The sequence below is a fragment of the Pseudomonas sp. MHK4 genome, from assembly GCF_054600775.1.
In genome coordinates this window covers 1-15391 of sequence record NZ_BAAIAK010000028.1, presented here as the reverse complement: position 1 = coordinate 15391, position 15391 = coordinate 1, and the positions used below count along the sequence as shown (strand labels likewise).

General features: G+C 62.6%; 9 protein-coding genes. 7 read left to right on the top strand and 2 right to left on the bottom strand.

Features of this window, described 5'->3' with window-relative positions; translation table 11 throughout:
• Nucleotides 1-205 precede the first annotated feature (205 nt).
• The 3 genes from recC to recD are packed head-to-tail and all read left to right on the top strand — an operon-like array spanning nt 206 to nt 9440.
• A complete protein-coding gene (recC, locus tag ACYP2Q_RS31050) occupies nt 206-3658 on the top strand; it encodes an exodeoxyribonuclease V subunit gamma (protein WP_459734010.1) in 3453 nt (1150 codons plus the stop codon).
• Nucleotides 3655-7344, top strand: a complete 3690-nt coding sequence (gene recB / locus ACYP2Q_RS31045) for an exodeoxyribonuclease V subunit beta (RefSeq protein ID WP_459734009.1) — start codon at nt 3655-3657, stop codon at nt 7342-7344. Before recC ends, recB begins: the two co-directional genes overlap by 4 nt.
• Nucleotides 7341-9440: an exodeoxyribonuclease V subunit alpha gene (gene recD / locus ACYP2Q_RS31040; RefSeq protein ID WP_459734008.1), complete on the top strand. Its 2100-nt coding sequence runs from the start codon at nt 7341-7343 to the stop codon at nt 9438-9440. The genes recB and recD overlap by 4 nt, the downstream gene beginning before the upstream one ends.
• A gap of 9 nt (nt 9441-9449) precedes the next feature.
• Here the strand turns inward: recD and ACYP2Q_RS31035 are convergent, their stop codons facing one another.
• Nucleotides 9450-10397, bottom strand: a complete 948-nt coding sequence (locus tag ACYP2Q_RS31035; protein WP_459734007.1) for a LysR family transcriptional regulator — start codon at nt 10395-10397, stop codon at nt 9450-9452.
• 150 nt (nt 10398-10547) lie between these two features.
• Between ACYP2Q_RS31035 and ACYP2Q_RS31030 the strand changes: the two genes are divergently transcribed.
• Both ACYP2Q_RS31030 and mmsB read left to right on the top strand, forming a co-directional pair.
• Nucleotides 10548-12074 carry a CoA-acylating methylmalonate-semialdehyde dehydrogenase gene (locus ACYP2Q_RS31030; RefSeq protein WP_459734006.1) on the top strand — a complete coding sequence of 509 codons (1527 nt, stop codon included), beginning with the start codon at nt 10548-10550 and terminating at the stop codon, nt 12072-12074.
• Between the two features lie 10 nt (nt 12075-12084).
• Nucleotides 12085-12972: a 3-hydroxyisobutyrate dehydrogenase gene (gene mmsB / locus ACYP2Q_RS31025; protein WP_459734005.1), complete on the top strand. Its 888-nt coding sequence runs from the start codon at nt 12085-12087 to the stop codon at nt 12970-12972.
• A gap of 156 nt (nt 12973-13128) precedes the next feature.
• On the opposite strand, the gene ACYP2Q_RS31020 is transcribed toward mmsB, so the two are convergent.
• Complete coding sequence (locus ACYP2Q_RS31020) at nt 13129-13473, bottom strand: cupin domain-containing protein (protein WP_008024653.1); 345 nt, start codon at nt 13471-13473, stop codon at nt 13129-13131.
• 265 nt (nt 13474-13738) lie between these two features.
• Here ACYP2Q_RS31020 and kynB point away from each other — a divergent pair, with 265 nt between their 5' ends.
• The gene (gene kynB / locus ACYP2Q_RS31015) at nt 13739-14404 is read left to right on the top strand and encodes an arylformamidase (protein WP_459734004.1); all 666 of its coding nucleotides are present in this window, start codon (nt 13739-13741) and stop codon (nt 14402-14404) included.
• Nucleotides 14401-15255 carry a tryptophan 2,3-dioxygenase gene (kynA, locus tag ACYP2Q_RS31010; protein ID WP_459734003.1) on the top strand — a complete coding sequence of 285 codons (855 nt, stop codon included), beginning with the start codon at nt 14401-14403 and terminating at the stop codon, nt 15253-15255. The genes kynB and kynA overlap by 4 nt, the downstream gene beginning before the upstream one ends.
• The last annotated feature ends 136 nt before the right edge of the window (nt 15256-15391 follow it).

Genomic DNA, 15391 nt, shown 5'->3' with positions numbered 1-15391 from the left:
CGCCGATGGTAGTGTGGGGTTTCCCCATGTGAGAGTAGGTCATCGTCAAGATTAAATTCCAAAACCCCTATCTGCGCATGCAGGTAGGGGTTTTGTTTTTGGGGTGCCTTTTCCTGCAGGCGCGAGCAAGCTCGCTCCTACAATGAAGCAACTCGCCTTCAATGCTAAAGTCCTCCCTCGATTTGCGCTTTCCAAGGAAGCCTTTATGCCGGACGCAACGTCCCTCAGTGCTGGTTTTATGGTGGTTCACGGCAATCGCCTGGACGAGTTACGCAGCCTGGTAGTGAGCTGGATGCGGCGCTACCCGCTGGCTCCCCTGGAAAATGAGATCGCCCTGGTGCAGAGCAACGGCATCGCCCAGTGGCTGAAGCTGGCATTGGCCGAAGACGCTGAAGATGACGACATGGGCGGCTGCGGAATCGCCGCCGCCATCGACGTGCAGTTGCCCGGCAGTTTCATGTGGCAGCTCTATCGGATGGTCCTGGGTCGCGATGAAATCCCTGCCAAGTCGCTGCTGGACAAAGCCCCCCTGACCTGGCGCCTGATGCGCCTGCTGCCGCAGTTGATCAATCAGCCGCACTTCGAGCCGCTACAACGCTTTCTCACAAATGACACCGATTTGCGCAAGCGCTATCAATTGGCCGAGCGCCTGGCGGATCTGTTCGACCAGTACCAGGTGTACCGCGCCGATTGGCTCGAAGACTGGGCCGAAGGTCGTCACCAGTTACGCAACGGCAGGGGAGAAGCCAAGCCACTGACTGCGGCCAATGCCTGGCAGGCGGAGTTGTGGCGTGCACTGTTGCTGGATGTCGGTGAGGAAGGAATGGCGCAAAGCCGTGCCGGCGTGCATCAGCGGTTTATCGAACGCATCAACAGCCTCGACGTTGCTCCCCGCGGATTACCGTCACGGGTCATCGTGTTCGGCATTTCCTCCCTGCCCGCCCAAGCCCTTGAGGCCTTGGCCGGGTTGGCTAGATTCAGCCAGGTGCTGCTGTGCGTGCACAACCCCTGTCGGCACCATTGGGCAGACATCGTCGCCGACAAAGACCTGCTGCGCCATCAATACAAACGGCAGGCGCGCAAGAGCGGCATGCCGGGTGTGCTCGACCCGCAAACCCTGCATCAACACGCCCATCCGTTACTGGCGGCATGGGGCAAGCAGGGGCGGGACTACATTAACCTGCTCGACAGCTACGACGATCCCAACAGCTATCGTTCGGCGTTTCGTGACGGGCGCATCGACCTGTTCAGCGACAGCCAGCCACTGCACATGCTCAACCAGTTGCAGGACGATATCCTCGAGTTGCGTCCGCTGGGCGAAACCCGTGAGCGCTGGCCGGCGGTGGACTTGCAGAAAGACTCGTCGATCCGCTTCCACGTTGCCCACAGCGCCCAGCGCGAAGTGGAGATCCTTCACGATCAGTTGCTCGCGCGTTTCAGCGCCGATCCGTTGTTGCGGCCCCGGGATGTGATCGTCATGGTCCCGGACATCGATGCCTATGCCCCACACATCCGCGCTGTATTTGGCCAGCTTGAACGCCACGACCCGCGCTTCATACCCTTCACCCTCGCCGACCAGGGTCAGCGCGGTCGTGATCCGTTGCTGATTGCGGTCGAGCATTTGCTCAAGCTGCCAGACAGCCGTTTCCCGGTCAGCGAGATTCTCGACCTGCTCGACGTCCCCGCGCTTCGGGAGCGTTTCGGCGTAGAGGAACGTGACCTGCCAACCCTGCACCGCTGGATCGAAGGGGCAGGCATCCGCTGGGGGATGAATGCCGAGCAACGTGCAGGCCTTGGCTTGCCTGAGGCGCTGGAGCAAAACAGTTGGCGCTTCGGCCTGCGACGGATGTTGCTCGGCTACGCCGTTGGCAGTTCCGGTGCCTGTGGCGGCATCGAACCCTACGACGAAATCGGTGGCCTGGATGCCGCGCTCATCGGCCCGCTGGTTGCGCTGCTGGATGCGTTGGAAATCGCGCACCACGAACTCACTCAACCGGCATCGCCGCAGGAGTGGAGCCTGCGCCTGCAGGCATTGGTGTCACTGTTCTTCCAGGCCAGTAACGAGCACGACGAATATTTGCTGACGCAGCTGCAGACCTTGCGTGAAACCTGGCTGGAGAACTGCGAGTCAGTCGGCTTGCACGATGAGCTGACGCTGACCGTCGTCCGTGAAGCCTGGCTGGCCGGTCTCGATCAAGGGCGTTTGTCGCAGCGCTTTCTGGCCGGCGCGGTCAACTTCTGCACCCTGATGCCCATGCGCGCGATCCCGTTCAAGCTGGTGTGCTTGCTGGGGATGAACGATGGCGATTACCCGCGGGCACAGCCGCCGCTGGATTTCGACCTCATGGGCAGCGACTACCGCCCCGGCGATCGCTCGCGGCGTGAGGATGACCGCTATTTGCTGCTGGAAGCGCTGCTGTCGGCGCGCGATCAACTCTACGTCAGCTGGGTCGGTCGCAGCATTCGCGATAACAGCGAGCGCCCGGCCTCGGTGCTCATCGGCCAGCTCCGTGACCATCTGGCCAGTGGCTGGCGGTTGGCCGATGTCGAGGAAGATCTGCTTGAAGCCATGACCCAGGAGCACCCGCTGCAACCCTTCAGTGCCCGTTACTTCCACCAGGGCGATGCCCTGTTCAGCTATGCCAGCGAGTGGCAGGTGCTCCATCAAGCCTGCGAGCAGGCGCCTGGCCCCGAGTTGCTGGATGCCCACGTCCAGGAGGAGCCGTTGAGTCTGGGGCAGCTGCAGGATTTCCTGCGCAACCCGGTGCGCCACTTCTTCAGTCAGCGCTTGAAGGTGTTCTTCGAGGCGGCCGAAGTGCCTTTGGCCGATGAAGAGCCCTTTGTCCTCGATGCCTTGCAACGCTACAGCCTGAGCGACAGCTTGCTTGGCGCGGCACTGGCCGACCTGGATAACTCCGAGCGGATACTGGAGGCGCAGGCCAGTCGCCTGCAAAACAGCGGGCTGCTGCCCATGGCGGGGTTTGGCGAATGCCTGCAACGGGAGTTGATCGAACCTCTGCCGGATCTGCTCGCGCGTTATCAGCAGCTCCTGGCCTTGTGGCCAACGCCGCTGACCAGCGCCCAGCCCGTCAATCTGCAAGTGGACGGCCTGCGTATCGAGGGCTGGCTCAGTGGCCTGCATCAACGTGCTGACTGTGGCTTGCTGTCGGTCACGACGATCCCCAACAGCATAGGTTCGATCAAGTCGCGCAAATGGCATCGGCTGACGCGGCCGTGGATCAACCACCTGATGGCATGCGCCAGCGGCATGGCGATGACCACGGCCCTGGTGGCCAGTGACGACAGCCTGATACTCGATCCGATTGACCGGGAGCGTGCCTTGCGAATCCTGGGCGATCTGTTGCTGGCCTGGCAAGCAGGCATGCGCCAGCCCCTGCCGATTGCGGTCAAGACCGCCTTTGCCTGGCTCGGCCAAACCGATCCGCTCAAAGCCCAGGCGGCTGCCCGCAAGGCCTACGAGGGAGATGGCTTGACCACCGACGGCGAGCGCCGCGAAAGCGTGGCGCTCGCGCGTCAGTTCGCCGATTACGACGCCCTGGTTGCCGACGAAACGTTCGCCGATTGGTGTGACGCCCTGTATCGACCGCTGCTTGAGGCCCCTTGGCGTTCAGTGTCCAGCGAGGAGCCCCGCCCATGACCACCCAGACCCCCTTGGCCCTGGCGTTCCCGCTGCGCGGCAGTCAATTGATTGAGGCCAGTGCCGGTACCGGCAAGACTTTCACCATTTCCGCACTGTACCTGCGCCTGGTCCTTGGTCACGGTGGAGAGCCCTGTGGTTTCGGCCGTGAACTGCTGCCGCCACAAATCCTCGTGGTGACCTTTACCGATGCAGCCACCAAAGAGCTGCGCGAACGCATTCGCACGCGCCTGGCGGAAGCCGCACGGTTTTTCCGCGACGAAACGCCGGCCCCCGATGCGCTGATCAACCAGCTGCGGGAAGAGTACGCGCCCGAGCAGTGGCCCGGGTGCGCCAATCGCCTGGACATCGCCGCGCAATGGATGGATGAGGCGGCGGTGTCGACCATCCACAGTTGGTGCCAGCGTATGTTGCGCGAGCACGCCTTTGACAGCGGCAGCCTGTTTACCCAGACCCTGGAAACCGACCACAGCGATCTGCTCGGTGAAGTCCTGCGCGATTACTGGCGGCTGTTCTGTTATCCGATGCAAGGCGATGCGTTGAACTGGGTGCGCGGCAACTGGGGCGGGCCGGCCGTCTTGTTACCGCGCATCCGCGGACTGTTCGCCAGCGCGCGCGACACCCTCGCCGGTGTTGAGCCGGCGCAATTGATCGACGAGTGTTTGCAGGAGCGCCGAGCCGCCTTGCTTGAGCTCAAGATGCCGTGGCGCCAGTGGGCCGACGAGTTGCTGGCCCTGTGTCACGAGGGCGTCGCCAGCAAGAGTGTCGACGGGCGCAAGATGCAGGCGCGGTATTTCGAGCCCTGGTTCGAGAAAATCAAAGCCTGGGCCGAAGACGAGACCCTTGAACAACTGGACATCGGCACCGGCTTCACCCGCCTGACCCCCGACGGCATGGCAGAGGCCTGGAAAAAGGGCCCAGCGCCCGATCACCCGGGCCTGGACGCCATGCCCGGGCTCAAGGTCTGTCTCGATGGCTTGCCGACACCCGATGCCGCCGTGCTGCAACACGCTGCCCATTGGGTGGGCGCGCGCTTCGAAGAGGAAAAGCGCCGCCGCGCGGAAATGGGCTTCGACGACATGTTGCTGCGCCTGGACGCGGCGCTGCAAAGCGAGGGCGGCGATCGCCTGGCGACCTTGATCCGCGAGCAGTTCCCGGTGGCGCTGATCGACGAATTCCAGGACACCGATCCGGTGCAGTACCGGATCTTCGAGAGCATCTACCGCATTGAAGACAACAGCCCCGACAGCGGACTGTTCCTGATCGGCGACCCGAAGCAGGCGATCTACGCCTTCCGCGGCGCCGACATCTACACCTACCTGCGCGCCCGTCAGGCCACCACTGGTCGCCTGCATACCCTGGGCACCAACTTTCGATCGAGCCATGGCATGGTCAGTGCCGTGAACCATGTATTCGCCTGTGCCGAGTCCCGCGAGTCGGGGCGCGGGGCCTTTCTGTTCCGGGAAAAAAATGGCGACAACCCGGTACCGTTCCTGCCAGTCGAGTCCCAGGGGCGCAAGGAAGTCCTGCGCATCAATCAGCAGGCCGTGCCGGCGCTGAACATCTGGCACCTGTCGGCCGAGCAGCCGTTGTCCGGTGCGGTCTATCGCCAGCAACTGGCTGCCGCCTGTGCCAGTGAAATCACTGCCTTGCTCAACGGCGGGCAACAAGGCCTGGCGGGGTTCGTGCGTGACGACCAGGCGCTCAAAGGCCTGATGCCGGCGGACATCGCCATCCTCGTGCGCGACGGCAAGGAAGCCCAGGCGGTGCGTGCCGAGCTTTCTGCCCGCGGCGTGCGCAGCGTTTATCTGTCGGACAAGGACTCGGTGTTCGCCGCGCAGGAAGCCCACGACGTGCTGACCTGGCTCAAGGCCTGCGCCGAGCCGGACGTCGAGCGGCCACTGCGGGCTGCACTGGCCAGTATCACGCTGAACCTGTCGTTGGCCGAGCTGGAGCAGTTGAACCAGGACGAACTGGCCTGGGAAGCCCGGGTCATGCAGTTCCGCCGTTATCGCGAGCTATGGCGCAAGCAGGGTGTGTTGCCGATGCTGCGACGCTTGCTGCATGACTTCAAGCTGCCCCAGGCATTGATGGCGCGCAGCGATGGCGAGCGGATGCTGACCAATCTGTTACACCTGTCCGAGTTGCTGCAACAGGCGGCCGCCGAACTGGACGGCGAGCAGGCCTTGATCCGGCATTTGTCCGAGCACCTGGCATTGTCCGGCCAGGCCGGTGAAGAGCAGATCCTGCGCCTGGAAAGCGATGAACAACTGGTCAAGGTCGTGACCATCCACAAGTCCAAGGGACTTGAGTACCCGTTGGTGTTCCTGCCGTTCATTTGCTCGGCCAAACCGGTGGATGGCAGCCGTCTGCCCTTGCACTACCACGACGCCACGGGCAAGGCCCAGGTGACCCTGAACCCCACGCCCGAACTGATTGCCCTGGCCGATGACGAGCGCCTGGCTGAAGACCTGCGCCTGCTGTACGTAGCCCTGACCCGGGCCCAGCACGCCTGCTGGTTGGGCGTGGCGGATCTCAAGCGCGGCAGTAACAACAGCTCGGTGCTGCACCGGTCGGCGCTGGGCTATCTGTTGGGCGGCGGTGCTTGCCTGAACGAGTCGGCGGGCTTGCAGGCCTGGTTGCGGGACCTGCAACAGGGCTGCCCGGCGATTGGCTACGGCGAAATGCCTGAGGCCAGCCTTGAGTCTTACCATCCACCGCAGAACACCGCGGCGTTGCTGGCCCCGTTGACGGTGCAGCGCAAGGCCAGTGAAAACTGGTGGATTGCCTCCTACAGCGCCTTGCGCATTGGCGACAGCCTGAGCATCGGCAGTGACCAGGCACCCGAAAATCCGCAGGCACAGAAACTCTTCGACGACGAACGCCTTGATCCGCACGCCCCCCGCGAAATGGTGACCGGCGGTGCCGACATCCATCGATTCCCCCGTGGCCCGAATCCGGGCACCTTTCTCCACGGGTTGCTCGAATGGGCCGGTGGCGAAGGGTTTGCAGCCAACCCGCAAGCGGTGGAAGACGCGATTGCCCGTCGCTGCAATCGCCGAGGCTGGGAAGGCTGGATCACCACGCTGAGTGAGTGGTTGCAGCACCTGCTCAATTCGCCGTTGCCCCTGGGTAGCGAGGCACCGGTGGTTTTCGCGCAGTTGACCCAATACCAGGTCGAGATGGAATTCTGGTTCGCCAGCCACAAGGTCGACGTGCTCAAGCTCGATGCCCTGGTGTGCCAATACACCCACAACGGAGTGCCTCGGGTGGCCGCGGAACCGGTGTTGCTCAATGGCATGTTCAAGGGTTTCATCGACCTGACGTTCGAGCATGACGGCCGCTACTACGTCGCCGACTACAAATCCAACTGGCTTGGGGTCGACGACGCGGCCTATACCGCGCAGGCCATGGAGCAGTCGATCCTCGACAACCGCTACGACCTGCAATACGTGTTGTACCTCCTGGCCTTGCATCGCCAGCTCAAGGCCCGGCTTGCCGATTACGATTACGACCGGCATGTTGGAGGCGCGCTGTACCTGTTCCTGCGGGGGACGCGTGCGCCGAGCCAGGGCGTGTATTTCGCCCGTCCACCGCGAACGCTGATCGAGCAACTGGACCGCCTGTTTCAGGGCAAGCCGCAACCCAGGGTCGAACCCGCCTGGGAACAGGGAGTACTGCTATGAACCGAACCTTCGCCGATGTGCTGGCGACGCCGCTGAGCGCCGACAGCCTGGCGCAACTTCGCCCTTTGAGCCGTGCCGAAGACTTGTTGCTGCTGCTCTCGCGCTGGGTCGAGCGCGGTTGGTTGCGCGCACTGGACAAGGCCTTCGTCGGCTTTCTTCACGAGCTGGCCCCGGCCGATGATCCGCTGGTGCTGCTGGCGGCGGCATTGACCAGTCACCAGTTGGGGCACGGGCATGTGTGCCTGGACCTGTTCGAGACACTCAAGGAGCCGGACTTCGCCCTGTCGCTGCCCCCGGAAGGCGACCTGCAGGGTGGCGCGATGTTGCTGCCCTCGCAGCTGCTGGAAACCCTGGATGGCGTCCATTGGTGCAGGGTTTTGGCGTCGAGCAGCCTGGTCGCCTTGGCCGCGGACGAACGTGACAGCGTGCAGCAGCGGCCCTTGGTGTTGGCTGGCAAGCGCCTGTACCTGCGGCGCTACTGGGCCTACGAGCGACGTATCGACAACGCGTTGCGTGAGCGCCTGGCGACGCAGGAAGACGCCCCGCAGGACCTGTTGCAACGCCTCACAGGTCTGTTTGGTCCGGCCAGGCCTGGTGAGGTCATCGACTGGCAAAAACTCGCCTGTGCCCTGGCGACTCGCAGCGCCTTCAGTATCGTCACCGGAGGCCCGGGCACCGGCAAGACCACCACGGTCGTGCGTTTGCTCGCATTACTCCAGGCCCCGGCAGTAGAGGCGGGCAAGCCACTGCGCATTCGTCTCGCCGCGCCGACCGGCAAGGCCGCGGCGCGGCTGACCGAATCCATCAGTGCGCAAGTGCGCACGCTGAAAGTCACTGAAGCCATCCGCGAAAAAATCCCCTCCGATGTCACCACCGTGCACCGCCTGCTCGGCAGCCGCCCGGGGACCCGGCATTTCCGCCACCACGCCGGCAATCACTTGCCGCTGGATGTATTGGTGGTGGACGAAGCGTCGATGATCGATCTGGAAATGATGGCCAACCTGCTCGATGCGCTGCCGGCCCACGCCCGCCTGGTGCTGTTGGGGGACAAGGACCAGCTGGCGTCGGTGGAGGCCGGTGCCGTGCTGGGCGACCTGTGTCGCGACGCCGAAGCGGGTTGGTATAACCCGCAGACTCGCCAGTGGCTGCAGACCGTCAGTGGCGAGAGCCTTGAAGCCAGCGGGTTGCAAGAAGATACCCAGGGCACCCATCCACTGGCCCAGCAAGTGGTGATGTTGCGCCACTCGCGACGCTTCGGCGAAGGCAGCGGCATTGGCCAACTGGCCCGTTGGGTGAACCAGCAACAGCCGGCGCAAGCGCGCAAATTGCTGGCGGCGCGCAGCCACGACGATGTGTTCTGCCTGTCCCTCAAGAATGAACAGGATCGGGCACTGGAACGCCTGTTACTCGACGGTCATGGTGAAGGGCCGCAAGGCTACCGGTATTACTTGAGCCTGCTGCGCAACCAGCGCCCAGCGCTCGATTGCCCCCTGGAAGACCCACGCTGGACCGATTGGGCGCGGCAGGTCCTGCAGGCGTTCGACGCTTTCCAGTTGTTGTGCGCTGTGCGCAAAGGGCCATGGGGTGTGGAAGGCTTGAACCAGCGGGTGACCGACGCCTTGCTCAAGGCGCGGCTGATCGACACCGACCAGCAGTGGTACGAAGGCCGGCCGGTGCTGATGACCCGCAACGATTACGGTCTTGGCTTGATGAACGGCGACATCGGCATCGCCCTCAAGCTTCCCGAACGCGAGGGACCCGAGGCCGGGAAACTGGTGCTGCGGGTCGCGTTCCCGAGGAACGACGGCCAGGGCGGCGTACGTTTTGTGTTGCCCAGCCGCCTCAACGATGTCGAAACCGTCTACGCCATGACCGTGCATAAGTCCCAGGGTTCGGAATTCGCCCACACCGCCTTGATCCTGCCCGATGCCCTGAACCCGGTGCTCACCAAGGAGCTGATCTACACCGGCATCACCCGGGCCAAGGACTGGTTCACCTTGATCGAGCCGCGGGCAGACGTCTTCGAAGAAGCGGTGCGGCGCCGGGTCAAGCGCTTGAGCGGGCTGATGCTGGAGCTCAAGGAAGGGGGCGACTGAAAGCGTCGCTCAGTCGGCAAACAACATCTGCCGACTTTCCCCCATCAACAGGGCCTGGTTCCGCTCGGTCACCGCGCGGATGTAATCCCACAACAGGGTGATCCGCTTGAGCTTGCGCAGGTCCTCCCGGCAATACATCCAGAACTGCCGGGTGATGTTGATTTCCTGTGGCAACACCGGGAGCAACCGTGGGTCCTGCGCGGCGAGGAAGCACGGCAGGATGGCCAGCGATCGCCCTTGCTGCGCGGCCACGAACTGCGCGATCACGCTGGTGCTACGCAGATTGGCGCTGGCGCCGGGGAGCACGTTGGCCAGGTACAGCAGCTCGGAGCTGAACGCCAGGTCATCGACATAACTGATGAACGAATGTTTGCCCAGGTCGGCCGGGCGGCGGATGGCCGGATGTTTGTCGAGGTATTCCTGGGTCGCATACAGCTGCAGGCGGTAGTCGGTCAGTTTGCAGCAGACGTAGGGCCCGTGTTCCGGGCGCTCCAGGGCGATGACGATGTCGGCCTCGCGCTTGGACAGGCTGATGAAGTGCGGCAGCGGCAGGATGTCCACCGAGATTGCCGGGTAGGCGTCGACGAAATGGCTCAGCTGCGGGGTAATGAAAAAGCTCCCGAACCCTTCGGTGCAGCCCATGCGCACGTGGCCGGACAACGCCACCCCGGAGCCCGACACCTGCTCGCAGGCCATGTGCAGCGTGCTTTCGATCGATTCGGCGTACCCCAGCAAGCGCTGGCCTTCGGCGGTCAGGACAAAACCGCTGGTCCGGGATTTCTCGAACAGCAAGGTGCCCAATGAAGCCTCCAGCGAACTGATGCGCCGCGACACGGTGGTGTAGTCGACGGCCAGGCGTTTGGCCGCGGTGCTGGCCTTGCGGGTGCGAGCGACTTCGAGGAAAAACTTGAGGTCATCCCAGTTCAGCGAACCCAGGGAGGTGATGTTTTTTTGCATGTTGGACCGGCTTATATGTGCGTTCTTATTAGAAGTTTGCACATCTATACTCCAAAAACAGTCCGATCACCAATTCGCGGCACACGCCTCATCTCAAGGCGACTTTCTCGTCTTGGCTCCTGAAATAAAAACAAACATCCGGAGACCCACATGAACGCTTCGCTCACGCCTAACGAAACCACCGTACAAAAGGTCAAGCTGTTGATCGACGGCCAGTGGGTCGAATCCCAGACCACCGAATGGCACGACATCGTCAACCCGGCCACCCAACAGGTGCTGGCCAAGGTGCCGTTTGCCACCGCTGAAGAAGTCGACGCCGCCATCAGCGCTGCCCATCGCGCCTTCCAGACCTGGAAGCTGACGCCGATCGGCGCGCGGATGCGCATCATGCTCAAGCTGCAGGCGTTGATTCGTGAACACTCCAAGCGCATCGCGGCGGTCCTGAGCGCCGAGCAGGGCAAAACCATTGCCGACGCCGAGGGCGACATTTTCCGTGGCCTGGAAGTGGTCGAGCACGCCTGCTCCATCGGCAGCCTGCAAATGGGCGAATTCGCTGAAAACGTCGCAGGCGGTGTCGATACCTACACCCTGCGCCAGCCTATCGGCGTGTGCGCCGGCATTACCCCGTTCAACTTCCCGGCGATGATTCCGCTGTGGATGTTCCCGATGGCCATCGCCTGCGGCAACACCTTCGTGCTCAAACCGTCCGAGCAGGACCCGATGTCGACCATGCTCCTGGTGGAGCTGGCCATCGAGGCCGGCATTCCGGCGGGCGTGCTCAACGTCGTGCACGGCGGCAAGGACGTGGTGGATGCCCTGTGCACCCACAAGGACATCAAGGCCGTTTCCTTCGTCGGTTCGACGGCGGTCGGCACCCACGTCTATGACCTGGCCGGCAAACACGGCAAGCGCGTGCAATCGATGATGGGCGCGAAGAACCACGCCGTGGTCCTGCCCGATGCCAATCGCGAGCAAGCGCTGAATGCGCTGGTGGGCGCCGGTTTCGGTGCGGCCGGTCAACGCTGCATGGCCACCTCGGTGGTGGTGCTGGTGGGCGCGGCCAAGCAATGGCTGCCAGATCTCAAAGCGCTGGCGCAGAAACTGACGGTGAATGCCGGCAGCGAGCCAGGCACCGACGTCGGCCCGGTGATCTCTAAAAAAGCCAAACAGCGAATTCTTGATCTGATCGAAAGCGGCATCAAGGAAGGCGCCAAGCTGGAACTGGATGGTCGCGAAATCACGGTTCCCGGTTACGAGAAGGGCAACTTTGTCGGCCCGACCCTGTTCTCCGGCGTGACCACCGACATGCAGATCTACACCCAGGAAATCTTCGGCCCGGTGCTGGTGGTGCTGGAAGTGAATACCCTCGACGAGGCCATCGCCCTGGTCAATGCCAACCCGTTCGGCAACGGCACGGGCCTGTTCACCCAGTCCGGTGCGGCTGCGCGCAAGTTCCAGAACGAAATCGACGTCGGCCAGGTCGGCATCAACATCCCGATTCCGGTGCCGGTCCCGTTCTTCAGCTTCACCGGTTCCCGTGGTTCCAAGCTCGGCGACCTCGGCCCGTATGGCAAGCAAGTGGTGCAGTTCTACACTCAGACCAAGACCGTCACCAGCCGCTGGTTCGATGACGACAGCGTCAACGACGGTGTGAACACCACCATCAACTTGCGTTAAGGAGCCGGACATGAACATCGCTTTTATCGGTCTCGGCAACATGGGCGCGCCGATGGCGCGCAACCTGATCAAGGCCGGCCATGCACTGCGCCTGGTCGACCTGAACACAACCGTGCTGGCGGAGCTTGAGCAACTGGGTGGCAGCATCAGCGCGTCGGCCCGTGAGGCGGCAGAAGGCGCGGAACTGGTGATCACCATGCTGCCCGCTGCCGTGCATGTGCGCAGTGTCTGGCTGGGCGAAGATGGTGTGCTCGCGGGTATCGGCAAGGGTGTGCCAGCGGTGGATTGCAGCACTATCGACCCGCAGACCGCCCGTGACGTGGCCGCCGCCGCTGCCAAACAGGGCGTGGCCATGGCCGATGCGCCGGTTTCCGGTGGCACCGGTGGCGCCGCGGCGGGGACCTTGACCTTCATGGTCGGCGCGACCCCGGAACTGTTCGCGACCTTGCACCCAGTGCTGGCGCAGATGGGCCGCAACATCGTCCATTGCGGCGAAGTCGGCACCGGGCAAATCGCCAAGATCTGCAACAACCTGCTGCTGGGCATTTCCATGGTCGGCGTCAGCGAAGCCATGGCGCTGGGTGATGCGTTAGGCATCGACACCAAGGTGCTGGCGGGCATCATCAACAGCTCCACCGGCCGTTGCTGGAGTTCGGAGATGTATAACCCGTGGCCGGGCATCGTTGAAACGGCACCGGCGTCGCGCGGCTATACCGGTGGCTTCGGCGCCGAGCTGATGCTCAAGGACCTGGGGCTGGCCACGGAAGCAGCGCGATCGGCGCACCAGCCGGTGGTGCTGGGTGCGGTGGCGCAGCAGTTGTATCAGGCGATGAGCCTGCGTGGGGAAGGCGGCAGTGACTTCTCGGCGATCATCAACAGCTATCGCAAGCCTCTGTAGGAGCGAGCTTGCTCGCGATGGTCGTCAACGATAACGCTGGAAGCCTGGCACCCCGCGGTGCTCTCAGGTTTTTCGCGAGCAAGCTCGCTCCTACAGCGGTACGCACTTCGACATTTACCGGGAAATCACATTGCGTGATCTCCCGGTTTTTTTGCATCAGGCAAACACGAAATACTTGCGCACCGTTTCCACCACTTCCCAGGTGCCTTTCATACCCGGCTCAATGACGAAAATGTCACCGGCGCGCAGGTGGATCGGCTCTTTGCCCTCAGGGGTGATGATGCAATAACCCTCGCGGAAATCGCAGTATTCCCACTTCACGTATTCCACATACCATTTGCCCGGCGTGCAGATCCAGGTGCCCATGATCTTGCTGCCGTCTTCGCTGGTGTAGGCGTTGAGGTTGACGGTGTGCGGGTCGCCTTCGAGTTTTTCCCATTTGCAGGCATCGAGCACGGGCAGTGGGTGGGTGTCGCGAAGTACGGTAATCGGTGCGGACATGATGACTCCGAGCGTGTGGGATAACTGAAGTCGCACCCTATAGGGCCTGGGGTGGCATCAGTTGTCTGTGCTCGACATCGAGGTATCCAGAAACGCAGCGGCTCGACGCCTCTTACCGGCTGTGGCGCCATTGAAATTTCCACTCGATAAACCGCCCATATCTGGCAGTTTGTGCGAAAGCCCCAGGCTTTTTCGAAGGTTTTTGCAAGAACATGCACAGGTATCGCTCGTATCATTCACTTCGGAAAAGGCCGAGAGCTGTGCAATGAAAAAAACAATGTCGTGGTGGGACATCAGCCCGCCCTTGAGTACCGCAACACCGACCTGGCCGGGAGATACGCCGTTTCAGGAAGAACGCGTCTGGACGCTGGGGCCTGAATGCCCGGTGAATGTCGGGCGTATCACGCTGTCGCCGCACACCGGCGCCCATGTCGACGCGCCGCTGCACTACAGCAAGGACGGCGCGGCCATCGGCGATGTGCCGCTCGACGTCTATATCGGGCCTTGCCGGGTGCTGCATTGCCTGGGCAGCGAGGCACTGGTGCATCCTGAGCAACTGCAAGGTCGTTTGGCCAACCTGCCCGAGCGCGTCCTGCTGCGTACCTATCAACAGGCGCCGCAGACCACCTGGGACCCCGAATTCACCGCGGTCGCCAAAGACACCGTCGACCTGCTCGCCAGCCTCGGCGTGCGACTGATCGGTATCGACACGCCGTCGCTTGACCCGCAGCAATCCAAGACCATGGATGCGCACAACGCCGTGGCGCGTCACGGCATGGCCATTCTCGAAGGCATCGTGCTCGATGATGTCCCGGAAGGGGATTACGAGTTGATCGCGCTGCCGCTGCGCTTTGCCAACCTAGACGCCAGCCCGGTCAGGGCTGTCCTGCGTCCACTGAATTCATCGCCACATGAGGAGCCTGCTCAATGAGCCAATGTCCGTATTCGCCTGCCAATCAGACAGATGAATGGCATAACGCCGAGCTGAATTTTTCTGACTCCATGAGCTACGGCGACTACCTGGATCTGGGGCGTATTCTCAACGCCCAGCACCCGTTGTCGCCGGACCATAACGAGATGCTGTTCATCATCCAGCACCAGACCTCCGAGCTGTGGATGAAGCTGATGCTGCACGAGCTCAAGGCCGCCCGCGAACACGTTCGGCTGGGTGAGTTGCCACCGGCCTTCAAGATGCTGGCGCGGGTCTCGCGGATCTTCGATCAGCTGGTGCATGCGTGGACGGTGCTGGCCACCATGACGCCCACCGAGTACCACTCGATCAGGCCTTTCCTGGGGCAATCGTCGGGCTTCCAGTCGTTCCAGTACCGTGAAATCGAGTTCATCCTCGGCAACAAGAGCGCGACGCTGTTGCGTCCTCACGCCCATCGGCCGGAGCTGTTGCAGGAACTGGAAGAAGCCATCGCCACCCCTTCGCTGTATGACGAAGCCATTCGCTTGATGGCCAGCGCCGGACTGACGATCGACCCGCAGCGTTTCGAGCGTGACCCGACCGCCCCAACCCAGCATGACGCTACGGTCGAAGCGGCCTGGCGCGTGGTCTACAAGGATCCGACGCGTTACTGGGACCTCTATCAACTGGCCGAGAAGCTCATCGATCTCGAAGATTCGTTCCGCCAGTGGCGCTTCCGCCATGTCACCACGGTCGAGCGGATCATCGGCTTCCAGCCTGGCACTGGCGGCACGGAAGGGGTGGGCTATCTGCGCAAGATGCTCGATACCGTGCTGTTCCCGGAGTTGTGGCGGGTGCGTTCGACCCTTTGATCCGGCAGGCATAAAAAAGGTTCATCACGGAATCCTGGGAAACACAGAAACAAGAACGCCGATTTGATTGATGATGTTCGTGCGAGCAAACACATCTAACAAACCGGCGTTCTTATGCGCGATATTAATACTTTCC